The sequence below is a fragment of the Paramagnetospirillum sp. genome (genome assembly GCF_058402745.1).
This window is the reverse complement of sequence record NZ_JBZVFI010000011.1, coordinates 15,838-40,275: the sequence shown is the minus strand read 5'-3', so window position 1 is coordinate 40,275 and position 24,438 is coordinate 15,838. Positions and strand designations below refer to the sequence as shown.

23 protein-coding genes are annotated in these 24,438 nt (G+C 68.8%); 7 read left to right on the top strand and 16 right to left on the bottom strand.

The annotated features are described in order from the left end of the window. Positions 1 to 13: 13 nt before the first annotated feature. The 5 genes from ACV4UZ_RS08290 to nadA form a co-directional block, all read right to left on the bottom strand. Entirely contained in the window at positions 14 to 439 is a 426-nt protein-coding gene (locus ACV4UZ_RS08290; RefSeq protein ID WP_491600422.1) for a hypothetical protein, read from the bottom strand. A 6-nt stretch (positions 440 to 445) separates the two neighbouring features. Beyond that, positions 446 to 832: a Crp/Fnr family transcriptional regulator gene (locus ACV4UZ_RS08285; protein ID WP_491600421.1), complete on the bottom strand. Its 387-nt coding sequence runs from the start codon at positions 830 to 832 to the stop codon at positions 446 to 448. Between the two features lie 134 nt (positions 833 to 966). After that, a complete protein-coding gene (gene nadB, locus ACV4UZ_RS08280; protein WP_491600420.1) occupies positions 967 to 2,586 on the bottom strand; it encodes an L-aspartate oxidase in 1,620 nt (539 codons plus the stop codon). Between the two features lies 1 nt (position 2,587). Next, positions 2,588 to 3,442, bottom strand: a complete 855-nt coding sequence (gene nadC / locus ACV4UZ_RS08275; protein ID WP_491600419.1) for a carboxylating nicotinate-nucleotide diphosphorylase — start codon at positions 3,440 to 3,442, stop codon at positions 2,588 to 2,590. Beyond that, a complete protein-coding gene (nadA, locus tag ACV4UZ_RS08270; protein ID WP_491600418.1) occupies positions 3,432 to 4,454 on the bottom strand; it encodes a quinolinate synthase NadA in 1,023 nt (340 codons plus the stop codon). Before nadA ends, nadC begins: the two co-directional genes overlap by 11 nt. Before the next feature lie 198 nt (positions 4,455 to 4,652). Here nadA and ACV4UZ_RS08265 point away from each other — a divergent pair, with 198 nt between their 5' ends. After that, positions 4,653 to 5,078 carry a response regulator gene (locus ACV4UZ_RS08265; RefSeq protein ID WP_491600417.1) on the top strand — a complete coding sequence of 142 codons (426 nt, stop codon included), beginning with the start codon at positions 4,653 to 4,655 and terminating at the stop codon, positions 5,076 to 5,078. On the opposite strand, the gene ACV4UZ_RS08260 is transcribed toward ACV4UZ_RS08265, so the two are convergent. Further along, positions 5,032 to 7,686 (bottom strand): cation-translocating P-type ATPase, encoded by a 2,655-nt coding sequence (locus ACV4UZ_RS08260; protein WP_491600416.1) that lies wholly within the window; start codon positions 7,684 to 7,686, stop codon positions 5,032 to 5,034. The two genes, ACV4UZ_RS08265 and ACV4UZ_RS08260, sit on opposite strands and share 47 nt — an antisense overlap. Further along, positions 7,673 to 8,332: a response regulator gene (locus ACV4UZ_RS08255; RefSeq protein ID WP_491600415.1), complete on the bottom strand. Its 660-nt coding sequence runs from the start codon at positions 8,330 to 8,332 to the stop codon at positions 7,673 to 7,675. Before ACV4UZ_RS08255 ends, ACV4UZ_RS08260 begins: the two co-directional genes overlap by 14 nt. A gap of 177 nt (positions 8,333 to 8,509) precedes the next feature. On the opposite strand from ACV4UZ_RS08255, the gene ACV4UZ_RS08250 reads away from it, so the two are divergent. From ACV4UZ_RS08250 to ACV4UZ_RS08235, 4 genes are read left to right on the top strand one after another with little or no spacing between them, the layout of a single operon-like run. After that, positions 8,510 to 8,863, top strand: a complete 354-nt coding sequence (locus ACV4UZ_RS08250; protein WP_491600414.1) for a DUF952 domain-containing protein — start codon at positions 8,510 to 8,512, stop codon at positions 8,861 to 8,863. Between the two features lie 3 nt (positions 8,864 to 8,866). Then, on the top strand, positions 8,867 to 9,934 hold the full coding sequence (locus tag ACV4UZ_RS08245) for a quinone-dependent dihydroorotate dehydrogenase (protein ID WP_491600413.1): 1,068 nt from the start codon (positions 8,867 to 8,869) through the stop codon (positions 9,932 to 9,934). Continuing rightward, on the top strand, positions 9,931 to 10,797 hold the full coding sequence (locus tag ACV4UZ_RS08240; protein WP_491600412.1) for a TIGR01459 family HAD-type hydrolase: 867 nt from the start codon (positions 9,931 to 9,933) through the stop codon (positions 10,795 to 10,797). The genes ACV4UZ_RS08245 and ACV4UZ_RS08240 overlap by 4 nt, the downstream gene beginning before the upstream one ends. 10 nt (positions 10,798 to 10,807) lie before the next feature. Further along, positions 10,808 to 11,821 carry an NAD(P)/FAD-dependent oxidoreductase gene (locus tag ACV4UZ_RS08235; protein WP_491600411.1) on the top strand — a complete coding sequence of 338 codons (1,014 nt, stop codon included), beginning with the start codon at positions 10,808 to 10,810 and terminating at the stop codon, positions 11,819 to 11,821. Positions 11,822 to 11,894: 73 nt separating this feature from the next. On the opposite strand, the gene ACV4UZ_RS08230 is transcribed toward ACV4UZ_RS08235, so the two are convergent. Genes ACV4UZ_RS08230 through ACV4UZ_RS08215 form a run of 4 tightly spaced genes read right to left on the bottom strand, consistent with a single transcriptional unit; the run spans position 11,895 to position 18,388 of the window. Continuing rightward, positions 11,895 to 13,448: a sensor histidine kinase gene (locus ACV4UZ_RS08230; RefSeq protein WP_491600410.1), complete on the bottom strand. Its 1,554-nt coding sequence runs from the start codon at positions 13,446 to 13,448 to the stop codon at positions 11,895 to 11,897. After that, complete coding sequence (locus ACV4UZ_RS08225) at positions 13,445 to 14,041, bottom strand: chemotaxis protein CheB (RefSeq protein WP_491600409.1); 597 nt, start codon at positions 14,039 to 14,041, stop codon at positions 13,445 to 13,447. The genes ACV4UZ_RS08230 and ACV4UZ_RS08225 overlap by 4 nt, the downstream gene beginning before the upstream one ends. Next, entirely contained in the window at positions 14,038 to 14,877 is an 840-nt protein-coding gene (locus ACV4UZ_RS08220; protein WP_491600408.1) for a CheR family methyltransferase, read from the bottom strand. The genes ACV4UZ_RS08225 and ACV4UZ_RS08220 overlap by 4 nt, the downstream gene beginning before the upstream one ends. Then, on the bottom strand, positions 14,861 to 18,388 hold the full coding sequence (locus ACV4UZ_RS08215; protein WP_491600407.1) for a response regulator: 3,528 nt from the start codon (positions 18,386 to 18,388) through the stop codon (positions 14,861 to 14,863). Before ACV4UZ_RS08215 ends, ACV4UZ_RS08220 begins: the two co-directional genes overlap by 17 nt. Positions 18,389 to 18,617: 229 nt before the next feature. Between ACV4UZ_RS08215 and ACV4UZ_RS08210 the strand changes: the two genes are divergently transcribed. Further along, entirely contained in the window at positions 18,618 to 18,980 is a 363-nt protein-coding gene (locus tag ACV4UZ_RS08210) for a hypothetical protein (protein ID WP_491600406.1), read from the top strand. A gap of 93 nt (positions 18,981 to 19,073) precedes the next feature. Beyond that, complete coding sequence (gene tpx / locus ACV4UZ_RS08205; RefSeq protein WP_491600405.1) at positions 19,074 to 19,571, top strand: thiol peroxidase; 498 nt, start codon at positions 19,074 to 19,076, stop codon at positions 19,569 to 19,571. Positions 19,572 to 19,761: 190 nt separating this feature from the next. Here the strand turns inward: tpx and ACV4UZ_RS08200 are convergent, their stop codons facing one another. From ACV4UZ_RS08200 to ACV4UZ_RS08180, 5 genes are all read right to left on the bottom strand, one after another. Then, positions 19,762 to 20,319, bottom strand: coding sequence for a hypothetical protein (locus ACV4UZ_RS08200; protein WP_491600404.1), 558 nt, complete (start codon positions 20,317 to 20,319; stop codon positions 19,762 to 19,764). Continuing rightward, positions 20,316 to 21,455, bottom strand: coding sequence for a succinyl-diaminopimelate desuccinylase (gene dapE / locus ACV4UZ_RS08195; RefSeq protein WP_491600403.1), 1,140 nt, complete (start codon positions 21,453 to 21,455; stop codon positions 20,316 to 20,318). Before dapE ends, ACV4UZ_RS08200 begins: the two co-directional genes overlap by 4 nt. A gap of 115 nt (positions 21,456 to 21,570) precedes the next feature. Continuing rightward, positions 21,571 to 22,407, bottom strand: coding sequence for a 2,3,4,5-tetrahydropyridine-2,6-dicarboxylate N-succinyltransferase (dapD, locus tag ACV4UZ_RS08190; RefSeq protein ID WP_491600402.1), 837 nt, complete (start codon positions 22,405 to 22,407; stop codon positions 21,571 to 21,573). Between the two features lie 165 nt (positions 22,408 to 22,572). Next, the gene (locus ACV4UZ_RS08185; RefSeq protein WP_491600401.1) at positions 22,573 to 23,055 is read right to left on the bottom strand and encodes an FKBP-type peptidyl-prolyl cis-trans isomerase; all 483 of its coding nucleotides are present in this window, start codon (positions 23,053 to 23,055) and stop codon (positions 22,573 to 22,575) included. A gap of 1 nt (position 23,056) precedes the next feature. Then, complete coding sequence (locus tag ACV4UZ_RS08180) at positions 23,057 to 24,415, bottom strand: tetratricopeptide repeat protein (protein ID WP_491600400.1); 1,359 nt, start codon at positions 24,413 to 24,415, stop codon at positions 23,057 to 23,059. Positions 24,416 to 24,438 lie beyond the last annotated feature (23 nt).

Sequence of the window (24,438 nt, the reverse complement as noted above, 5' to 3'; positions counted from 1 at the left end):
GTGTGGATTGGTATCAGCGGAACAGCATCTTGGAGATCAGCACGTCCATGGTCTGCTCGCAGCCCGGTTCCTTGCGCACCAGCTCCAGCATGGCGGCCTTGATCATGGGGGCCGGGTTGGTGCTCATGTATTCCTCGTAGGGAATGCCGTTCAGCGCCTTGCGCATCTTGTCCGAGATGACCTTCTCGGAGAACTTGGCCTCCTCCGGCACCAGCAGCAGCAGGTCCACGGTGGACAGGTGGAAGTTGCCGTAGGAATCCCACAATTCCAGGGCGATGGTGGGAATGCGGGCGTAACGCTGGCCCTTGGCCGGAATGGGCAGGGGGCCGCTTTTGCCTTCCTTCTTCTTCTCCTCCTTCTTCTTGTCGTCCTTCTTCTCGGCGGCGGCGGCCGTGGCGGGCAGGAGAAGCAGGGCGGCGAGGAGGGCGCGGCGCTTCATGGCGGGCTATTCCGCGTCCTGGGCCAGGATCACCGTGGCTTCGGCCAGTTCGGCGCCCATGGCCCGGATATTGCCCAACAGGGCGTTGACGATCACCTTGACGCCCTTGGGAGCCTTGTCCAACTGCTCGGACAGGCGCTCCTTGCCGATGATGACGCAGGCCGTTTCCTCCTCGGCCACCGCCGAGGCCATGCGCGGATGGTCGTCGATCAGCGCCATCTCGCCGAAGATGCCGCCCTGGGTGACGTCGCCGATGTTGACCCGCTTGCCCTTCACCGTCTTGAACACCGCGACCCGGCCCGATTCCACCACATAGGCGGTGGTGCCCGGCTCGCCCTCGGCGAAGACGGTGGCGCCCTTGGGGAAGATGACGCGGCGGGCGGAGTTGTTCATGGGCGGGCCTCGGTGCCTCGGTTGCGTTTCGCTATCTTCTCATCGTCATCCCGGAAGCGCAAAGCGCTATCCGGGATCCAGGGGGAGACGGTTCCTGGGTCCCGGCTCAAGGCCGGGACGACGATACGATATCTTCAGTCGACGCGGCGGATGGAGAAGTTCTTGGGCACCAGGATGGTGTTCTGCGGCGGCGCGATGCTGTCCAGGGTGGGAAAGTCGATGGTGAAGTGCAAGCCCCGGCTTTCGCGCCGCGCCAGGGCCGAGCGGATGATCAGGTCGGCCACCATGGACAGGTTGCGCAGTTCCAGCAGGTCCGAGGTGACGCGGAAGCTGCCGTAATACTCGTCGATCTCGTCCTTCAGCAGCTTGACCCGGTGGCGCGCCCGCTCCAGGCGCTTGGTGGAGCGCACGATGCCCACATAGTCCCACATGAAGCGCCTGAGTTCGTCCCAGTTGTGGGCGACCACCACCTCCTCGTCGGAATCGGTGACCCAGGTCTCGTCCCACGGCGCGATCTCGGGGATGTCGGTGATGGTGCCGATTCGGGCCGTGATGTCGCGGGCGGCCGCCGCGCCCAGCACCAGGCATTCCAGCAGCGAGTTGGACGCCATGCGGTTGGCGCCGTGCAGGCCGGTGAAGGCCACCTCGCCCACGGCATACAGGTTGTCCACGTCGGTGCGGCCCATCAGGTCGGTCAGCACGCCGCCACAGGTGTAGTGGGCGGCGGGCACCACCGGCAGGGGCTCTTTGGTCATGTCGATGCCGAATTTCAGCGCCTCGGCATGGACGGTGGGGAAGTGGGACTTCACGAACTCGGCCGGCTTGTGGCTGATGTCGAGATAGACGCATTCGCAGCCCAGGCGCTTCATCACGTCGTCGATGGCGCGGGCCACGATGTCGCGGGGCGCCAGTTCGCCCCTCGGGTCGTACTCGTCCATGAAGCGGGTGCCGTCGGGACGCAGCAACAGGCCGCCCTCGCCCCGCACCGCCTCGGTCACCAGGAAGGACTTGGCCTTGGGGTGGTAGAGGCAGGTGGGGTGGAACTGGCTGAACTCCATGTTGGCGACACGGCAGCCGGCGCGCCAGGCCATGGCGATGCCGTCGCCGGTGGAGCCGTCGGGATTGGAGGAATAGAGGTAGACGCGGCTGGCGCCGCCAGTGGCCAGCACCACGTTGCGGGCGGCGAAGCGATGGACGCGCCCGTCGCGGCGGTCCAGCGCATAGGCGCCGATGCAGCGGCCCAGGCGGCCCTGGGGCAGCTTCTCGCGGATCAGATCGACGGCGTTGTGGTGCTCGAACAGATGGGCGCCGCTTTCGCGGATGCGGGCCTCCAGCGCCATCTCCACCGCCTTGCCGGTGGCGTCGGCGGAATGGACGATGCGCCGGTGGGAATGCCCGCCCTCCCGCGTCAGGTGCAGGTCGCCGTCCTCGCGATCGAACAGCACGCCGCAATCGATCAGCCAGCGGATGGCCTCGGGCGCGCCCTCGACCACGGCCCTGACCGCCGGCTCGACGCAGATGCCCGCCCCGGCGTTCAGCGTGTCGGCGATGTGGGATTCGGTGGAATCGGCGGCGTCCAGCACGGCGGCGATGCCGCCCTGGGCGTATTTGGTGCTGCCTTCCGACAGGTCGTTCTTGGACAGCACCGCCACCCGGGCCGCCGGCTGGTGGGCCAGCACGCCCAGCGCCACCGAAAGGCCGGCGGCGCCCGAGCCGATGACCAGCAGATCGTAAGGGTCGGCGGTGCGCGTCATGTCAGCTCCAGTCCAGCCCGATATCGACCGCCGGGGCCGATTGGGTGATGCGTCCCACCGAGACGAAATCCACGCCGGTCTCGGCGATGGCCCTGATGGTGTCGAGAGTCACGCCGCCCGACGCCTCGGTCCTGGCCCGGCCCGCCACGATGGCGACGGCCTGTCGCAGCACGTCGGGCCCCATGTTGTCCAAAAGCACGATGTCGGCCCCGGCCTCGACCGCCTCGGCCACCTGATCCAGGGTATCGCACTCGGCCTCGATGTTGGGCCGCCCGTCGGCCTTGGCGCGGCGCACCGCCTCGCCGATGGAGCCGCACACGGCGATGTGGTTGTCCTTGATCAGCACGCCGTCGTAAAGACCCATCCGGTGGTTCCTGGCCCCGCCGCAGCGTGTGGCGTATTTGGACAGGCGCCTGAGGCCCGGAATGGTCTTGCGGGTATCGAGCAGGGTGCAGCCGGTGCCCTCGATCCGCTCCACGTACTGGCGGGTCAGCGTGGCGATGCCCGACAGCAGCTGCAGCAGGTTGAGCGCGGTGCGCTCGGCGGTGAGCAGGCCGCGGGCCGGGCCTTCCATCTCGGCCAGCACCGTTCCCGCCTCCACCTTGTCGCCGTCGGCGACCTTGGGCGTGAAGCGGGCTTCCGGCACCACCAGGCGGAACACCTCCTGGGCCACGGCCAAGCCGGCGACCACCATGGTGTGCCGCGCCGCCATGACGCCGGTGAAGCGCAGATCGGCGGGGATCACCGAGGCCGAGGTGATGTCCTGGCCCTCGCCGCCCTTGTCCGCTCCGGTATCCTCGGCCAGCGCGGCGAGAATGACCCGCCGCGCATCGTCCCAGTCCACCTCAGGCCGCATTGGTCTTCTCGCCCGACATCGGCACCGACTTGCTCATCTCCAGCATGCGCTCCAGGGGCTTCAGGGCGGCCACGCGCAGATCCTCCGGCACGGTGATGGCGGGGGCGTCGTTCTTCAGGCAGAGATAGATCTTCTCCAGCGTGTTCCTGGCCATGAACGGACAGTTGGAGCACGAACAGCCGCCATCGGCGCCGGGCGCCGGAATGAAGGTCTTTTCCGGCGCCGCCTTGCTCATCTGGTGAATGATGTGCTGCTCGGTGGCGATGATGAATTCCTTCTCCGGGCTGGAGAGCACGAAATCCAGGATGTTGCGGGTCGAGCCCACGTGATCGGCGTGCTTCAGGATGGTTTCCGGGCATTCCGGGTGGGCGGCCACCAGCGCCTTGGGGTGGCGGACCTTCAGCTTGACCAGCTCCTTCTCGGAGAACTGCTCGTGGATGATGCAGCTGCCCGGCCACAGCGTCATCTCGCGCCCGGTCTTCTTCTGCATGTAGGCGCCCAGATGCCGGTCGGGGGCGAACAGGATCGGCCGGTCGGCGGGCAGCTGGCGGATGATCGCCTCGGCGTTGGACGAGGTGACGATCACGTCCGACGCCGCCTTCACCTCGGCGGAACAGTTGATGTAGGTCACCGCGATGTGGTCGGGGTGCTTGGCCCTGAAGGCGCGGAAGGGCTCGGCCCGGCAGGATTCCTCCAGCGAGCAGCCGGCCTCGGCATCGGGGATCACCACCAGCTTGCTGGGCGACAGGATCTTGGCCACCTCGCCCATGAAGCGCACGCCGCAGAACACGATCATGTCGGCGTCGGTGGCCGCCGCCTTGCGCGACAGGTCCAGCGAATCGCCGACGAAATCCGCCAGGTCCTGAATCTCGCCCTCCTGGTAGTAATGGGCCAGGATCACCGCGTTGCGCTCCTTGCGCAGGCGGTCGATCTCGGCGACCAGATCGAGGGTGGGGTCGATGTCGGCTTCGGTCATGGCGCCGGCGGCGGGCAACACAATGGTATCGGTCATCGGACAGGCTTTCTCCCGGGGGGCGGGTTGGTTGGGGAAGTAAAGGACGAATCGCCCCGGCAAAGCAACCCTTCACCACCCCCGACAGGCGGTTCGCGTCCCACCAGCGTTGTGTATAGGGGGGTATGACCACCGCGTGCTTCACTTGAAGCGGCTTCGCGAGCATCATGTAACCGGGATGACGCATTGGAATTCATCATGATGACATCGGAAGGACGGAATCCGCAGGCGCGCGACCTCGCCGGCCTGCCGCCCCTGGTGGTCGTCATCGAGGACGAGGCCATCGTGCTCGCCGGCTACCAGATGCTGTTCGAAAGCTGGGGCTACCGCGTCATCGCGGCCCAGTCGGCGGACGAGGCCGTCGCCATGATCGAGGAGGAGGGGGGCGAGGCCCCCGGCTTCATCCTGTCCGACTTCCGGCTGCGTGACGGCCGGACCGGTACCGACGCCATCACCCTGCTGCGCAACAATTTCGGCGACGCCATCCCCGGCGCCGTGGTCACCGGCGACACCACGGTCACCGGCGAAGGCCTCAAGGAGGCGGAGGCCCAGGGCACCCCCATCCTGCACAAGCCGGTCAACGGCCGCCAGCTTCAGGACATCCTGTCCCGCTCGCTGGGCTGATCAGCCGCCACACCAGCTTCCGCACTTCCTCCAGCACCAGGACCGAGGCGCCCAGCGCCGCGGCGATTCCCCATTCGGTGAGGTCCAGGTCGGTGGTGTGGAACAGGGCCTGGGCGGGGCCCCAATGCACCGCCACCGCCTGCAGCGCGACGATGCCGGCCAGGGCCGCCCACAGCTTGCCGTTGCCCAGGGCGGCGATGCCGAGCGCGCTTTCCGCCCCCACCCGGGCGTTGAAGACGTTGAACACCTGGAACAGCACGAAGGTGGTGAAGGCCATGGTGCGGGCCCGGGTCATGTCCTGGCCGATGCCGCCTTCCCACCACAGCACGCCCAGGGTGCACACCGCCATCAGCAGGCCGAAGCCGAACAGCCGCGCCAGGCGCGAAAGCGGCAGGATGGGGGCGTCGCGGCGCCTGGGCGGCTGGTCCATCAGGCCGCGCCGCGCCGGGTCGAAGGCCAGCGCCATGGCCGGCGGGCCGTCCATGATGATGTTGACCCACAGGATCTGGATGGGGCTGAACGGCACCGGCAGGCCGCATAAGGGCGCCAGCAGCACCGCCAGCAGCGCGCCGATATTGGTGGACAGCTGGAAGCGCACGAACTTGACGATGTTGTCGGTGATGACGCGGCCCTCGCGCACCGCGCCCACCACCGTGGTGAAGTCGTCGCCGGTCAGCACCATGGCGGCGGCCTCGCGCGTCACGTCCGAGCCGGTGCGGCCCATGGCCACGCCGATATCGGCGGTGCGCAGGGCGGCGGCGTCGTTGACTCCGTCGCCGGTCATGGCGGTGACGTGGCCGCATGCCTTCAGCGCCCGGACGATGCGCACCTTGTGCTCGGGCGTCACCCGGGCGAACACCGCGATGGCCTCCACCCTTCGCTCCAGTTCGCCGTCGTCCATGGCGTCCAGGTCGGTGCCGCTGACCACCTCGCCGTCCAGGCCCAGCTGGCGCGCCACGGCGCCCGCCGTCACCCGGTGGTCGCCGGTGATCATCTTCACGGTGATGCCGGCGGCGCGGCAGGTGGCGATGGCGTCGGCGGCGCCGGGGCGCGGCGGATCGGCCAGTCCGACCAGGGCGTGCAGTGTCAGCCCCTTCAACCCGGCGGCCAGATCCTCGTCGGGGGCGGCGGGGCGGGCGGCGAGCGCGATGACCCGGAGCGCCCGGCCGCCCATCTCGTCCATCCGGGCGGCGATGTTCCGGCGCGTCTCCTCGTCCAGCGGCCGGATGCCGTCCTCGGTCAGCAGGGAATCGCACAGATCCAGCACCCGGTCGGGGGCGCCCTTGACCGAGAGCACGCAGGCCGTGCCGTCGCTGTCCAGGGTGGCCATCAGCTTGGCCAGCGAGCTGAAGGGCTGCTCCGCCAGCCGCCGCCAGCGGCCGGGCGCCGGCAATGCCCCGGCCCGCTCGGCCAGGCGCAGCAGCGCCACCTCGGTGGGATCGCCCACCGCCTCGCCGGTGGCGGGGTTGAGGCGGGCCTCGGTGCACAGTCCCGCCGGGGCCAGGGCGGCCTCCAGGCCGGCCGGGCGGCCATCGCCGGCGAAGGCGTGGGAGCGCTCCAGCGCCCAGCCCTCCAGGGCGGTCATGCGTCCGAGGGTGAGGGTGCCGGTCTTGTCCGAGCAGATGACGCTGGTGGAGCCCAGGGTCTCCACCGCCGCCAGCCGGCGGATCACCGCCCCCCGGTCGGCCATGCGCACCATGCCGAGCGCCAGGGTGACGGTGACCACGGCGGGCAGGCCTTCGGGAATGGCGGCCACCGCCAGGGCGACGGCGGTCAGCAGCATCTGGCCCAGGGGCTCGCCCGACAGCAGGCCATGGATCAGGACGAAGCCCACCACCACCGCCGCGATCAGGGCGAGGCGGCGGCCCAGTTGGTCCAGGCGTTCCTGCAGCGGTGTCGGGCCTTCCCCGGCGGCGTCCAGCAGGGCGGCGACCTTGCCCATCTCGGTGGCCGGTCCGGTGGCGGTCACCACCAGGACGGCCCGGCCGCGCGTCACCACCGTGTTCATGAACAGCATGTTGACCCGCTCGGCCAACGGTATGGCATCACGGTCGAGTGCCCCGGTGATCTTGGCCACCGGTTCGGATTCGCCGGTCAGCGCCGCCTCGTCCGCCTCCACGTCCTGGCCGTCCACCAGCCTTCCGTCGGCGGGCACCCGATCGCCGGCCTTCAGCAGCACCAGATCGCCGGGCACCAGCAATTCGGCGGCGATCACGCTTTCCGCGCCATCGCGGCGAATGCGGGCCTTCTGGGCCAGCATGGCCTTCAGCGCGCCCAGCATGCGCCCGGCCCGGCGTTCCTGGGCATAGCCCAGCGTGGCGTTGAACAGGGTGACGGCCAGCACCACCACCATGTCGGTGGTGTCGCCCACCAGCCCGGCCAGCACACCGGCGGCCAGCAGCATCAGGGTCAGCAGGTTGCGGAACTGGTCGAGGAAGACCGCCCAGGCGGGCTTGGGCGGCTTTTCCGGCAGGCGGTTGAAGCCGATCCGTTGCCGGCGGAGCCCGGCCTCGGCCTCGCTCAGGCCCTCGGACCCGCAGCCCAGGCGGGCGCGGGTCTCGGCGGCGTCAAGTCGGTGCCATTCGGGTCCCGGCTCAGGGAGCGGCATCGGGGGCCGTCAACCCCAGATGCGAGGCGGCAACCACCGCGCGGGTGCGGTTGTTGACGTTCAGCGCCTTCAGGATGGCCGTCACGTGCAGCTTGACCGTTCCCTCGGCCAGTTCCAGCACGCGGGCGATTTCCTTGTTGGACTTGCCCTGTCCCAGCAGGGCGAGAACCTCGCGCTGGCGGGGGGTGAGCGCCGCGATGGCGGTCTCGCCCGCCACCGGCGCGCCGTCGTCGCCACCGGGGCCGCCCTGGTCCAGCAGGGCGGGCGGCAGGTAGACGCCGCCCGACAGCACCAGCTTCAACGCCGACAGCATGACGCGCGACGACGAGGTCTTGGGGATGAAGCCGGCGGCGCCCATGTTGACCGCCTGCAGCACGTGGCGGCGATCATCCGAGGCCGACAGCACGATCACCGGCACTTCCGAGGGCAGCAATTCCTTCAGCTTGGCCAGTCCCTCGGCCCATGCCATGCCCGGCATGGTGAGGTCCAGCAGGACGATGTCGATGTCCTTTTCCGCCTGGACGGCGGCGATGGCCTGGGGAAAATCGCTGGCCTCGATGATGATGGGCGGTCCTTCGAACTGGTCGAGGACATGGCGCAGCCCGTCACGAAACAGTTCATGGTCATCGGCGATAAGAATCTTCATCTCGTCCCCACCATGCATCTCCCGGCCAAATCCGCTGCCGCTGCCCATCTGCGACATGGTCGCAAACAAGTGGCGTCGCCGCCATGAAAAAATGTGCAATGCCACCCGGCGTGGCATTCACGTCGAAAAAAGCGCCACCCTAGCCTTCGGCCGCATCTTCCAGTATGTTCCGCCGCCATGAGCACGCCCTGCACCATCTATCATGTATGCCATCGGATCGAGTGGCAATATGCCCAGACGACAGGGGTATACGGCGGATCGTCCCAGGACGCCGCCGACGGGTTCATCCATTTTTCCGGCCCGGACCAGGTCAGGGCCAGCGTCGCCAAGCACCGGGCCGGCCAGGACGACCTGGTGATGGTCGCCGTCGATCCGCGCGCCCTGGGCGAGGCGCTGAAATGGGAAAAGTCGCGCGGCGGCCAGCTGTTTCCCCATCTTTACGGCCCCCTGCCGCTGTCGGCGGTGAAATGGGTGTCTGATCTGAAGCTGGGCGCCGACGGCGTCCACACCTTTCCTTCCATCGAGGACTGACCCTTGGACTATTTCCGCCTTGCCGGACCGCTGGTCCGCCTGCTCGACGCCGAAACCGCCCACGGCCTGACCATCGGCCTGCTGAAGGCCGGATTGGTGCCCAGGCAGCCGGTCTATGACCCCGATGCCCTGAAGGTCAGGCTGTGGGGCCGCGACTTTCCCAACCCGGTCGGGCTGGCCGCCGGCTTCGACAAGAACGCCGAGGTTCCCGATTCCATGCTGGGCCAGGGCTTCGGCTTCGTGGAGATCGGCTCGGTGACGCCCCGGCCGCAACCCGGCAATCCCAAGCCGCGCATGTTCCGGTTGCCCGAGGACCGGGCGATCATCAACCGCATGGGCTTCAACAACCAGGGCCTGGACTTCGTCGCCGACAAGCTGGCGGCGCGGCCGCGCGCCGGCATCGTCGGCGCCAATCTCGGCAAGAACAAGGACACCGAGGACGCGGCGTCCGATTACGAGAAGGGGGCCGCCCGCCTGGCGCCGCTGTCCGACTATCTGGTGATCAACGTCTCGTCGCCCAACACGCCGGGCCTGCGGGCGCTGCAGGGCCGGGACCAGCTGGAGGCCCTGGTGGGCCGCACCCGCGCCGCGCTGACCAAGGCCATGCCGTCGGATGCTCCGCCGCTGCTGCTGAAGATCGCCCCCGACCTGGCCTGGGAAGACCTGTCCGACATCGCCGCCGTGGCGCTGGACGGCGCGCTGGACGGGCTGATCGTCTCCAACACCACGGTGGCGCGCCCCGAATCCCTGCGCTCGGCCAATGCGCGCGAGACCGGCGGCCTGTCGGGCGCGCCCCTGTTCGAATCCTCCACCGCCATGCTGCGGCGGGTCTACGAACTGACCCGGGGCAAGCTGCCCATCGTCGGGGTCGGCGGCATCGCCTCGGGCTCGGAGGCCTATGCCAAGATCCGGGCCGGCGCCTCGCTGGTCCAGCTCTACTCCGCCATGGTCTACGAAGGCCCGGCTTTGGTCACCCGCATCAAGCGCGAGATGGTCGAACTGCTGGCCCGTGACGGCTTCAAGTCCATCGCCGAGGCAGTGGGCGCCGACCATCGGGGCCAAGGGCTGTGATCGTCCAGCTTTCCGGGCTGTCGGCCATCGCCGGCCGCTATGACGGCTTCGTGCTCGACCTGTGGGGCGTCATCCATGACGGCGTCACCGCCTATCCCGGCGTGGCCGAGACCCTGGGCGCGCTCCGGGCGGCGGGCAAGCGCACCATCATGCTGTCCAACGCGCCGCGCCGCGCCACCGCCCTGATCGAGCAGCTGACCCGGCTGGGCATCGCCCGCGATCTCTACGACGAGGTGCTGTCCTCGGGCGAGGCGGTGCATCTGGAACTGGAACGCCGCGCCGATCCGGTGTTCGCCGCCCTGGGCACCAACCTCTATCACCTGGGACCGGAGCGCGACCGCAACGTCTTCGACACATTGACTTACCGGTCGGTCGATCTCGAGGCGGCCGATTTCGTGCTCAATACCGGGCCGGTGGAGGTGACGGAAACCGTTTCCGACTACCAGCCCATCCTGGACCGCGCCCTGGCCCGGCGGCTGCCCATGGTGTGCGCCAATCCCGACCACGTGGTCATCCGCCAGGGCAAGCGCATCACCTGCGCCGGGGCCATCGCCGAGCACTATGCCGACATGGGCGGCCAGGTGGTGAGCCGGGGCAAGCCCGATCCGGCCATCTACGCCGTGGCGCTGGCGGCACTCGGCATCCATGACCGCTCCCGCGTCTGCGCGGTGGGCGACGCGCTGCACACCGATATCCGGGGGGCGCGGGCTGGCGGTATCGACGCGGTGCTGGTCACCGGCGGCATCCATGCCGACGAGCTGGGCATCCGATGGGGCGAGACCGCCGACCCGGCCCGGCTGGCCGAACTGGCCCGCCTTCACGGCGAGACGCCCGTCGCCGCCATTCCCAAGTTCGTCTGGTAAGGAGACTACAATGGCCCAGCACGAAACCGATGCGGTGATCGTCGGCGCCGGCCCGGTGGGCCTGTTCACGGTGTTCCAGTGCGGCATGGTCAAGGTGCGCTGCCACGTGGTCGATGCCCTGGAAGCGGTGGGCGGCCAGCTTTCGGCGCTGTACCCGGAAAAGCCCATCTACGACATTCCCGGCCATCCCTCGATCCTGGCCGCCGATCTGGTGGAGCGTCTGAGCGAGCAGGCGGCGCCCTTCCATCCCACCTACCACCTGGACACCCAGGTGAGCACGCTGTCGCGCCTGGACGACGGGCGCTGGCTGTGCGGCCTGTCCAACGGCGACACCATCGCCGCCCGGGCGGTGATCATCTGCGCCGGCGGCGGCGCCTTCGGCCCCAACCGTCCGCCCCTGGACGGGCTGGAGCGGTTCGAGGGCACCAGCGTGTTCTACCTCGTGCGCCGTCGCGAGGATTTCCGCGGCAAGAAGGTGGTGATCGCCGGCGGCGGCGATTCGGCGGTGGATTGGGCCATCTCGCTGGCCGAGGTGGCGGAGAAGGTGATGGTGGTGCATCGCCGGCCGAAGTTCCGCGCCGCCCCCGAATCCGAGGCGCGGCTCAAGCAACTGGCCGAATCGGGTGCCATCGAGCTGGTGGTGCCCTATCAGCTGCACGGGCTGGACGGCGAGAACGGTAAGCTGTCGGCGGTGGTGGTCGCCACCCTGGAGGGTGAGGCCAGAAGCCTTCCGGCCGACGTGCTGCTGCCCTTCTACGGCCTGTCCAGCGAACTCGGCCCCATCGCCCAGTGGAATCTCGGCATGGACCGCAACCTGATCGCCGTCGATCCGGCCACCGGGGCCACCGACGCGCCGGGAATCTATGCCGCCGGCGACATCTGCACCTATCCCGGCAAGCTGAAGCTGATCCTGGCGGGCTTCGCCGAGGCCGCCCGCGTCGCCCATTCCGCCCACGACGTGGTTCATCCCGGCGAGGCGCTGCACTTCGAGCACTCGACCACCTCGGGCGTGCCCAAGGGCTGATTCTACGGGCCACCACCCGCGTGAAAGATCCTTCACTCACGCTCAGGATGACAGGAAGAGCCGGTTCGACCGGCTACATCCCCGGCCTGGAAGCGGGCAGGGTGAAGCAGAAGGTGCTGCCCTCGCCCGGCACCGATTCCACCCAGATGCGGCCGCGATAGCGGCTGACCACCCGCTTGCAGATTGCGAGGCCGATGCCGGTTCCCGCCGTCTCGGCGCGGGAATGCAGGCGCTGGAAGATCTGGAAGACCCGGTCGAAGTATTGCGGCTCGATGCCGATGCCGTTGTCGGCGACGCGGAATTCCCAGCCGTTGGGCCGGGGCGTGGCGCTGACTGAGATCACGGGCGCGCGGTCGGGCGCGCGGTACTTGATGGCGTTGCCGATCAGATTCTGGAACAGCCGGACGAACTCGCCCATGTCGACGCACAGGGCCGGCATGCTTTCGGGCAGGTCGAGGGTGGCGCCGCTCTCCTCGATGGCCACCGTCAGGTTGGATCGCGCGGTGGCCAGCGCCAGGCCCAGGTCGATGGCCCGGTCCGGCAGGGCGTTGCGGCCGATGCGCGAGTATTCCAGCAGGTCGAGAATCAGCGAGTCCATGCGCTTGGCGCCGTCGCGGGCGTAGCCGATATACTCGCGGGCTTCATCGGTGAGCGCCGGCCCGAACTTCTTGTCCAAGAGGCCGAGGAAGGAATTGACCATGCGCAGCGGCTCGCGCAGGTCGTGGCTGGCGACGTAGGCGAACTGCTCCAGATCGGCGTTGGAGCGTTCCAGGTCGGCGGTCTTGCCCGCCAGTTCCGCCTGAACGCGGTGACGGTCGGTGACGTCCACCGCCATGCTGATCACCAGGCGGCGCCCGTCGGGCAGCTTCTCGATGGGGGCCGAGCGGAAGTCCCACACCCGGACGGAGCCGTCGGCGGTGACCACCTCGTGCTCGCCCTCGGCGCGGGGGCCGTCCATGGTGTAGAGGGCCTTGATGCGGGCCGCGATTTCGTCGCCCTTGTCGCCATAGGCGCGCCGCGTCCAGTCGGCGACGGTGGGGATGTCCGCGGCGCCATAGCCGGTCAGTTCGGTCCACACCCGGCTGAGCAGCACCACGGCGCCATCCTCGGCATGGATCATGATGGGGATGGGGGCCTCGGACACCGCGTGGCGCAGGCGGGCCTCGCTTTCGCGCAGCACCTGGGTCATGGCGGTGCTGCGGGCCAGCTCGGCCTCCAGCGCCCGGCGGCTGAGGTAGAGGTCCAGGAACACCCGCACCTTGGAGCGCAGGATGAAGTCGTCGACGGGCTTCTGGATGTATTCCACCGCGCCGGCGTCATAGCCCCGGCGGCGGTGGATCTCGTCGGAATAGGCGGCGGTGACGAAGATGATGGGCACCTGGGCGGTGCGCGGCTCGCCACGCATCAGTTCGGCCAGCTCGTAGCCGTCCATGCCCGGCATGTTGACGTCGAGCAGGGCCAGGGCGAAATCGTGTTCCAGGCAGTGGATCAGGGCGTCGTTGCCGCCGGTGGCCTCGACCACCTCGACGTCGAGCTTGTTGAGGATCTTGCGCAGCGCCAGGAGATTGGCCGGCGTGTCATCGACGATGAGGATCTTTGGGAGGATCTTCGGCCGGGGGGCGCTCATGGGGCATGGTCCTGGGGCGGGAGGGAGGTCTGGCACAGCGAGGTGACGAGAAAGGCGATCCGGTCCAGGGGCGCGACCCAGTCGGCGCCGCCCTGGGCGATGGCGGCGCGCGGCATGGCGTCGGCGGCGGCGGTTTCCGGGTCCTGGACGATGCAGGTGCCGCCCGCCTCGCGCACGGCGACCATGCCGGCGGCGCCGTCCTCGTTGGAGCCGGTCAGCAGCACCGCCAGCAGCCCCGGCCCCCAGGTCTCCGCCGCCGATTCCAGCAAGGGGTCGATGGCGGGGCGCACATTGTTGACCCGTTCTTCCGCCGACAGGGCGAAGGTGGCGTCGGGCTCGACCAGCAGGTGGTAGTCGGGCGGGGCCACGTAGATGTGGCCGGGCCGGGCGGTGGCGCGTTCCTCCGCCTCGGCCACCGGCAAGGCGCAGTCGCGGGCCAGCACCGAACTCAGCAGATCGCGGGCGGAGGGGCCGGAATGGCAGACGACGATCACCGGCACGGCCAGGTCGGCGGGCAGCAGCGGCAAGATGTCGTGCAGGGCCTTGATCCCGCCCGCCGAACATCCGATGGCCACCGCATCGATCCGCCTCATCCCAGGTCTCCGCTCTTCTTGAACAGGCGCAGGTTGCCGTCGATGGACAGGAAATGGTGCGCCTGGGCCGAGCCTCCCAGGTTCTCGCGGGTGCCCAGGCACAGGAAGCCACCCCGCGACAGGCTGGCCGCGAACAGGCCCAGCACGTGGTCCTGCAGCGTCTTGTCGAAATAGATCAGCACGTTGCGGCACATGACCATGTTCACCTCGCAGAACACGCCATCCGACACCAGATTGTGATGGGCGAACGAGATGTGGTCCTTCAGGGCGCTGCTGATCTTGGCGAAGCCGTAGCCCAGGCTGAAATAGTGGGACAGCCCCCTGGCGCCGCCGGCCTTGCGGTAGGCGGCGTCGTAGCGCGCCACGTGCTCGGCGGCGAAGATTCCCTCCTCGGCCTTGGCGATGGCGGCGTCGTTGATGTCGGTGGCGTAGATCTGGGCCTTGTGCAGCAGCCCGGCCTCCTCCAGCAGAATGGCCAGGGAATAGGCCTCCTCGCCGGTGGCCGAGCCCGCCTGCCAGATGTTCAGGCGGGGATAGGTGGCCAGCACCGGAAACAGCCGCTCGGCGATGGCCCGGAAGACCGGCGGATCGCGGAACATCTCGGTGACCGGCACCGAGAGGGTGGACAGGATGGCGGGCAGCAGGCCGTCTTCGTGGATGACCCGGGGCAGCAGTTCGGCGATGGTGGAGCAGCCCTGGCTCAGGGCCAGGGCCGTGACGCGGCGGCGCAGCGACGCCTTGGCGTAATGGCTGAAATCATAGCCGTGCCGCCGGGCCAGCGCCTCGACGAACAGGTCCACCTCCAGGGCGCGCAGGCGGTCATTGCGGGTCGGCATGGCTCCTCCGCTCGATCTGCCGGGCCATGGCCCGGCCGAGAAGGTCCATGTCCACCGGCTTGGTGAGATAATCGTCGGCGCCGGCGGCCAGGCAGCGGTCGCGGTCGCCCGCCATGGCCTTGGCGGTCAGGGCGATGATGGGCAGCCTGGCGAAGCGCGGGTCCTTGCGGATCTCCCCCATGGTCTGGTAGCCGTCCATGCCCGGCATCATGATGTCCATCAGCACCAGATCGACACGCTCCTGGGTCTGCAGCTGGCTCAGCGCCTTGGTGCCGTCCTGGGCGATCAGCACCTTCAGCCCCCTGGCGCGGAGCACCTTGGACAGGGCGAAGGCGTTGCGCATGTCGTCGTCCACCAGCAGAACCGTCCGCCCCGCCAGGGCCGAATCGGCGGATTCCGCTGCGGGTCTCGTCCTCTCCTTGCCACTGGACTTGGCCTCGATGGCGTGCAGGAACAGCCCGACCTCGTCCAGCAGGCGCTCGGGCGAGCGCGGTCCCTTGATGACGATGCTGTCGGTGAACTCGCGGATTCTCAGGGTCTGTTCCCGGCTGAGCTCGCCGCTGGAATAGACGATCACCGGCGGCAGGCCGGCGGGCATGGCCTCGGCCCGTTCCAGCAGTTCGGCGCCCTGCATGTCGGGCAGGGCAAGGTCGAGCACCAGGCAGTCGAATGATGCCCCGGTCATGCGTTCGAGGGCCTGGGCGCCGGTCTCGGCGACGGTGATGTCCAGGTCGAGGCCGGCCAGGGTCTGGTGGATGGCGGCGCGGCTGGATTCGTCCCCGTCCACCAGCAGCAGGCGGCGGCGCCCGCCCGCCGGTCCGGTCCGCAGCAGGACCTGGAAGGCGGCGTCGATCTGCTCGCGGCTGGCCGGCTTGGTCAGGTGGCCGGCGATGCCCAGGCGGGCCGCCCTGGCCGGTTCGTCGCCGGCCGAGATGACGTGGACGGGAATGCCCCGGGTCTCCGGCGTGCGGTTGAGGATTTCGATCACCTCCCACCCGCTCATGCCCGGCAGGCCGATGTCGAGGACGATGCCGCCGGGACGGTGGAGGCGGGCCAGCTCCAGGCCTGTCTTGCCGTCGTCGGCGGTGATGGTGGCGAAGCCCCGCAGCCGGGCGAGGTCGCAGACCACGCGGCGGAACACCGGGTCGTCCTCGATGACCAGCAGCAGCGTTCCATCGGCCTTGGGCACGTCGGCGGGCGGCGTGGCGTCGGCGGCGGGTTCCTTGGCGGCGGCGGGCGGCGGCTCGGGCGCGCAGGGGGCGGTGGCGATGACCGTGCCGTCCAGCGGCAGAACCAGGGTGAAGACGCTGCCGCAATCGCCATTGGCGTCCAGGGTGATGTCACCCCCCATCAGGCGGGCCAGCCGGCGCGATATGGTGAGGCCCAGGCCGGTGCCGCCGAACTGGCGCGACGTGCCGCTGTCGGCCTGCTCGAAGGCGGCGAAGATGCGCTGGCGGTCCTTTTCGGCAATTCCGATGCCGGTGTCGGCCACCGACAGGTGGAGGACCTTGCCTTCCCCGGTGGTGGCGAGTTGGACCGCGACACCCCCCCGGGAGGTGAACTTGATGGCGTTGCTGACCAGATTGTTGACGATCTGCTCGATCTTGCCCCGGTCGGCCATCAGGGTTTCCGGCAGGTCGGCGGCCATCTCCACCCGGAAGTCCAGCCCCTTGTCGGCCGCCACCGGGGTGAAGCGTCCCCGGATGCCCTGGGCCAGCTCGGCCAGGGGGACGGTGACCGGGGCCAGGGTCATCTTGCCCGCCTCCACCTTGGAGAGGTCGAGGACGTCGTTGATCAGCGCCAGCAGATGGGTGCCGCTGTCATGGATGACGCGGGCCGCTTCCATCTGGTCGGCGGACAGGTTGCCGGCCTCGTTGTCGGCCAGGTCGCGGGCCAGGATCAGCACGCTGTTGAGCGGGGTACGCAGCTCGTGGCTCATGTTGGCCAGGAATTCGGATTTGTAGCGGCTGGCCTGCTCCACCTCGACGGCGCGGCGGTCGGCCTCGGCGCGGGCCTCCTCCAGCGCCAGGCCGCGCTCCTCCAGCGCCTCGGTCTTCAGGCGCAGTTCCTCGTTGGCGGCCTGCAGGGCTTCCTGCTGAACCTTCAATTCCTCTTCCGAGACTCTCAATTCCTCGTTGGCGGCCTGCAGCGCGTCGCTCTGGGTGCGCAATTCCTCTTCCGAGGTGCGCAGTTCCTCGGCCTGGGTCTGGGTTTCTTCCAGCAGGTCCTGGGTGCGGATGTTGCGCTCCAGGATTTCCATGTTGAGGGCCAGGACCGGCAGGGCCGCCTCGATCACCGCCCGCTGGTCGTCGCTGAACGGCGTGAAGCCGGCGAATTCCAGCACGGCCAGGGCCACGCCGCGCGACATGACGGGGACGCTGAGAATCTCGGCGGGCGGTGCCGCCCCGGTGGCCGAGGCCAGTCGCGGCCAGGAATCCGGCGGCGACCGGGTCAGGATGGGCTGGCCGCCGCGCGCCGCCTCGCCGGCGATGCCTTCCCCCGGGGCGAAGGAATCGGGAAGCTGGTGATGGGACGGCGACAGGCCCCAGCTCGCCACCCGCACGAACCGGCCGCCGGCCGGCTGCCGGACGTGGAAGACGGCGATTCCGGCCCCCACCAGCGGCACCAGGAAGTCCAGGGCGGTCGAGGCGAACTCGGCCACCGTGTCGGTCTGCTGCAGGGCCGGCGACAGGCGGGCCACGCCGTCCTTGATCCAGCGCTCGCTTCTCAGTCGCAGCGCCGACTGCTTGAACACCTCGACGGCGGCGGCCATGCGGGCCACCTCGGCCACGCGCGAGTGGTTGGGAATGGCGACGCTGAGGTCGCCTTCCGCCAGGAGGTGCATGGTGTCGCGCAGCCGGCCCAGCGGCATCACGATGGACCGGGTGATCAGCCGCGCCGTCACCACGCCGAGCAGCAGCAGCCCCGCCAGGGTCAGGGCGATGTCGCGCAGCGCGGCGTCGCGGCGCTCGGCGATGCGGCGGGCGAATTCGGCGGCCTTGTCCTGGGCGAAGGTATAGATGCTGGCCAGATCGCTGCGCAGGGCGATGATCTGGGGTGAGGCGAACTGGCGGGAATTCACGGACGCCTTATCGAACTCGCCATTCTGGCAATAATGGATGTTCTGGTCGCGCACCACCTTCCACTCGGCCAGCTTGTCGGACAGGCGCTTCACGTCATCTTTCGGCCCCAGGTACTGGGAACGGATCACCGCCAGGCTGGCGGCCATCTCGTTCTCCTTGACGGCCACCTGTCCCGACAGCCGGATCACGTCGTCGGGCGAGCGGTTGTAGATCATCAGCAGCATGTCGGCGCGGATGGCGTTGATCTGCGATTCCACCTGCATCAGGGCGTTGGTGACGGCGAAGGGATGGGCATAGAGGTCGGCGGCCATGTCGGCCATGACCAGCATGGTGCGGGCCGCCATTCCGGCCATGATCACGGTGAGCAGCAGAACGGAGGCGAACCCGGCCGTCAGGCGGGTGGCGATTCGAGTTCGAGATGAACGCAACGTGGGCTTCCCCTTCCCGGCCGGAAACCGTCGCCAGTTCCCCCCTTCGAAATATGACGTTTCTAGACGCGGCGACACAATATCGTCGAGCCGCTGCAAAGTGAAGGGTACTTGCGGACTATCCGTAAGGTAATTACCTGATAAGGGTTATTCCGGGTATCGGGGTCGGATTTAATCGTCCCTTAACCGGGACCTGCTAGCGTGACAGGGCTCGAAGGATTCCAGACCCATGCCGCCGATGTCGCTCCTGTTGCCTGATTTCATTTCCGAGGGGCTGGCCGATCCCAAGAGGCGGCGGCGTCTGGGCGACATCCTGGTGACGCTCGTCTGCTGCCTGTGGCTGGGCTTTTCCACCTGGACCTTCTTCATCCAGGACATGCCCGACGAGATTTTCGACAACCACACCGGCAAGGCCATGCAGGAGCGGATGAAAAGCTGCGAGGGCAGCTTCCAGCAGCGCTACAAGTGCAAGCAGGCCCTGCTGCTCACCGGCGAGCGCTGGGGCTTCGCCGTGGCGCTGGACCGTGTCCTGCTGATCTGCGCCCCGGCCATCACCGCCTGGCTGGTGTGGGGCGCCATCAAGCGCCGCTGAAATTTCTTCCCCCTTATTCCGACGATCGGTTGCCTGGCGGGCGCGCCTGGGGCAAAGTCGAGCCTTTCCAAGAACAAAATCAGAGGTTCCGCCATGGCTGCCATCACCCTCAAGGGCAATCCCATCAACACCAACGGCACTCTGCCGGCGGTGGGGTCCGCCGCCCCCGCCTTCTCGCTGACCAGCGTCGACCTGGCCGATGTCGGCCTGGATTCGGTGGCCGGCAAGACCGTGGTGCTGAACATCTTCCCCAGCATCGACACCCCCGTCTGCGCCGCCTCGGTGCGCCGCTTCAACGCCGAGCTGGACAAGCTGGGCAACGTGGCGGTGCTGTGCGTTTCCGCCGATCTGCCCTTCGCCCACAAGCGCTTCTGCGGCGCGGAAGGGTTGGAGCGGGTGCAGTCCCTGTCCGACATGCGCGACAAGGGCTTCGGCGAGCGCTATGGCGTCAAGATCGTCGACGGCCCCCTGGCCGGCCTGCTGGCCCGCGCCGTGGTGGTGATCAAGGGCGGCAAGGTGACCTATGCCGAGCTGGTCCCCGAGATCGCCCAGGAGCCCAATTACGACGCCGCCATCGCCGCCGCGAAGTAATTTGTCCGAGGATATCGAATGAGGAGCGGGCCGCTTTCGCCGGAAAGCGGCCCGTTTCTATTTGGGTGAGTTGTCATCCTGAGCGAAGCGAAGGATCTCCGCCTGGATCAGCCGTGCCGGTTCTGAAACGTCGGGCCAGGATGAGATCCCTCCGCCCTCCAGGCGTCGGGATGACATGGTGAGGGGACGTTCAGCCGCCCAGCAGGCGGGCGGCGACCATCTGGATCAGGGCGCCCAGCGACAGGTCGAGGAGGACCAGCAGGCCGGCGGCGCTGGGCTTGACGTCGAGCGCCTGGTGGGCGACGTAGGCCTGGTAGACCAGCACCACCACGGTCATGGCCAGGTTGAGCAGCGCCATGCCGGGGCCGGGCGCCAGATGGATCAGCAGACCCACCGGCAGCAGCACCGCCATCTGGATGACCTGCGACCAGTTGTAGGCGACGATGTAGCGGAAATAGAGGTGGGAGCGCTCGAGTCCTTCCGAGATGTGGCTCAGGGCCAGCGGAAAGGCGACGCAGCCGATGACGTAGGCGATCAGTTCCACCGCCAGCGGCCGCAGCAGATCCTCCTCGAAGGCGCCGTTCAGCGCCCTGAGCACCAGGAAGCCGGGCAGGATCAGCGCCGGCCCCCAGAAGGAATTGACGAAGCCCCGCGGGCTGGAATCGAACCAGACCAGCCCGGTGGGATCGCGCCGGGCCAGACGCCAGGCGCCGAAAACGCCGGCGAAGACGTCGCCGGCGGTGATCATGGCGATTCCGCCAGACGCAGCAGGGCGCGGCGGTAGATCTCGGTCAGGGCCACCATGTCGGCGACGGCCACGTGCTCGTCCGACTTGTGCATGGTCTGGCCGACCAGCCCGAACTCCACCACCGGGCAATGGTTCTTGATGAAGCGGGCGTCCGAGGTGCCGCCCGAGGTGGAGGCCTCGGGCCGCAATCCCGTCACCTCGAAGGCCGCCTGGGCGATGGCCTCGGACAGGGCGCCGGGAGGCGTCAGGAAGGATTCGCCCGACACCTCGACCTTGACCTCGCACTCGCCCTCGACCTGGGCGACCTTGTCCCTGATCCACTTTTCCAGCGACGCGCCGCTATGCAGGTCGTTGAAGCGGATGTTGAAGCCGGCGCGGGCCTCGGCGGGAATGACGTTGGTGGCGGGGTTGCCCACGTCCACCGTGGTCAGCGCTAGGGTCGAGGCCTGGAAGTGGGGGGTGCCCTCGTCCAGGGGCTTCTCCGTCAGCAGGCGGAGAATTTCCAGCAGGCGGGGAATGGGATTGTCGGCCAGATGGGGATAGGCGGAATGGCCTTGGGTGCCGAACACGGTCAGGCGGCAGTTGAGGCTGCCGCGCCGGCCGATCTTCATCATGTCGCCCAGCTTCCTCGGGTTGGTGGGCTCGCCGACGATGCAGCAATCCAGGCGTTCGCCCCGGGCCGCCAGCCAGTCCAGCACTTTGACGGTGCCGTCCACCGCCGGGCCTTCCTCGTCGCCGGTGATCAGCAGCGAGACCGAGCCCTTCAGCGCTCCCTCCTGCTTGAGGCGCGCCACGGCGGCGACGAAGCAGGCGATGGCCCCCTTCATGTCGGCGCTTCCACGTCCGAACAGGCGGCCCTGGTCCACCGTCGCGCCGAACGGGTCCGCCGTCCAGCCCTTGCCGGGCGGCACCACGTCGGTGTGGCCGGCGAAGCAGACATTGGGTCCCTCGGCGCCCAGGCGGGCATAGAGGTTCCTGATCTCCGGCCCGCCGGTGCCCGAGCGGATGTGGTGGCAGACGAAGCCCAACCCTTCCAGCGCCCCGGCCAGCACGTCCAGCGCACCCGCGTCCTCGGGGGTCACGCTGGGACAGCGGATCAGGGCCTGGGCTAGGGGAAGGGGATCGGAAAGGGTCATGGAAGAGGCCATCCGTTCACGCGTGCCGTGGATTGCCGGGTCAAACCCGGCAATGACGAACCTGAAAAGCCGTCATGCCCGGACTTGATCCGGGCATCCACGGGTCCGCGAAGAGTCAGTCGCGCAGCAATTCGTTGATGCCCACCTTGGAGCGGGTGCGCTCGTCCACCCGCTTCACGATGACGGCGCAATAAAGGTTGGGGCCGGGGGTGCCGTCGGGCAGGGGCTTGCCCGGCATGGTGCCCGACACCACCACGGAATAGGCCGGGACGCGGCCCATGAACACCTCGCCGGTCTCGCGGTCGACGATCTTGGTCGACGCGCCGATATAGACGCCCATGGACAGCACGGCGCCGGTCTCGACGATGACGCCCTCGGCCACCTCGGCGCGGGCGCCGATGAAGCAGTTGTCCTCGATGATCACCGGACCGGCCTGCAGCGGCTCGAGCACGCCGCCGATGCCGGCCCCGCCCGAGATGTGCACGTTCTTGCCGATCTGGGCGCACGAGCCCACCGTCGCCCAGGTATCGACCATGGTGCCGGAATCGACGTAGGCGCCCAGGTTGACGAAGCTGGGCATCAGCACGACACCCGGCGCGATGAAGGCCGAGCGGCGCACCACGGCGCCCGGCACGGCGCGGAAACCGGCGGCGCGGAAGCGGGCATCGTCCCAGCCCTCGAACTTGGTGGGGACCTTGTCGAACCAGGTGGCGGGGCCGTCGCCCATCACCTTGTTGTCGGACAGGCGGAAGGACAGCAGCACCGCCTTCTTGGCCCACTGGTTGACCACCCACGTGCCGTCGGTCTTCTGGGCGACGCGCAGCGTTCCGGAATCCAGGGCGGCCAGGGTCGCCTCGACGGCGTCGCGCACCTCGCCCGTGGTCTGGAGGTTGATGCCGTCGCGGGCCTCCCAGGCGGCGTCGATGGTCTTTTCGAGGGCGGCGAAGCTCATGGCGGATTCCTGCTCAAGCGGTCTGAAAACGGGGCCCAGAACATACTCCGGGCGGCGGGGGAGTCAATAATGCCGGTCTGTCATTCCGAGGCGGAGCCGAGGAATCTCCGTCTGTACCGCTGTGCCGGGATGAGATCTCTCGGCTCCGCTCGGGATGACGCTTTTCTAGTGGTGGTGATGGCCGGGGAAATGCGGGTGGCCGTGCTCGATCTCCTCGTCCGAGGCGGCGCGGACCTCGGCCACGGTGCAGTCGAAGACCAGCGCCATGCCGGCCAGCGGATGGTTGCCGTCCACCACCACCTTGCCGTCGGCCACGTCGGTGACCGAGAACAGCATGGCTTCGTCCTGGTTGCCGTCCATGACGCGCTCGAACTGCATGCCCACCTGGACGTTGTCGGGGAACAGCGAGGCCTCCTCGACGCTGACCAGTTCGGCGTCGTATTCGCCGAAGGCGTCCTCGGGCTGCAGCTTGATGCACAGCTCGTGGCCGGTTTCCTTGCCCTCCAGGGCTTCCTCCAGCCTGGGGAACAGGCCGCCATGGCCGCCGTGCAGGTAGATGATGGGCTCGGCGCCCTCGTCGACGATGTTGCCGTCGGAATCGCTGACGCGGTAGGTCAAGGTGACGACGGTGTCCTTGGCGATTTGCATGTCATTCTCTTTCGTCGATGAGAGAGGCGAGCGCGGCGGCCATTTCGGCCACCGGGGTCTTGAAGTCCGAGGGCTCGGGCTGCCGGAACAGCCGCATGGTCGGGTACCAGGGTGACGTTAGCGGTTCGTCCTGCCAACGCCAATCGGAAACGTAGCGCAGCAGCACCCAGACCGGACGGCCCAGCGCTCCGGCCAGATGGGCGGCCGAGGTGTCGATGGTGATGATCAGGTCCATCCGCTCCATCACGGCGGCGGTATCGGCGAAGGATTTGAGCACCGGGCTCGCGTCGCGCAGCAGCCGGTCGAGCCCCGTGCGCTTCAGGTCCTCGGCGCGCGGACCCAACTGCAGCGAATAGAAGGTGGCGCGGGGATCGGCCAGCAGTGGCGCCAGTTCCTCCAACGGCCAGGAGCGGTCGCGCGGCGTGGTCTTGCCCGCCCATACCAGCCCCACCGCGAGCTTCTGTCCGGGCGGCGCCTCCAGGCGCAGGTTGGACCTGGGCGGCGCCGCCAGATAGGGCACCCGGGCCGGAATGGCGTCGAAGCGCGTTCCCATCAGGTGGGGCAGGCTGGCCAGCGGCGCCCAGCAATCGTGGCGAGGCGGGGCGGCGCCCTTGGTCACCAGCGCCGCCAGTCCGGGCAGGCCGGCGAACAGCTCGCTCTGCTCGGGCAGGCATTCCAGCACCACCTTGGCGCCCCGCTCCGCCAGCAGGGGAACGTAGCGGACGAATTGCAGCGCGTCGCCGAAGCCCTGCTCCGACAGCAAGAGCACGGTGCGCCCCGCAGGGTCGTCGCCGGTCCAGCGCGGCCCCGGCAGGGGGCTGACCGGGTTGCGGGCCAGCCGGGTCCGCCATTCGTAGCCGGCGAAGCCCTTCTCATAATCGCCGCCATAGAGGTCGGCCAGCGCCAGGTCCCACTGGATTTCGGCATTACCGGGATCGGCTGCCGCCAGCGCGCTCAGCATGGCGTGGGCCTCTGCGTGCCTGCGCCGGTCGCGCAGCACCAGGGCTAGGTTGTAGGCGTAGCCCTGGTTGTCCGGGGCCAGCGCCACGGCGCGCCGCAGGGCGGTTTCCGCCTCCTCCAGCCGCCCCAGGTCGCGCAGAGCGTTGCCCAGGTTCGACAAGGTGGAGGCGTCGTCGCCCCCCAAGGACAGGGCGCGGCGATAGCTGGCCACCGCCGCCGCCGGCTTGCCCTGGCGGCGCAGGACGGCGCCCAGATTGGCATGGGCCGAGGCCCAGGCGGGGTTCAGCAGGGCGGCGACGGCAAAACCGCGTTCGGCCTCGTCCCAGCGGCCGTCCCGCCATGCCTGGGCGGCGGCGGCGAATGCGGCCTGTGCCTGTGTGGGGGATGTGTCCGCCGCCATGTCCTGTCCTCCCTGGAGGCGCC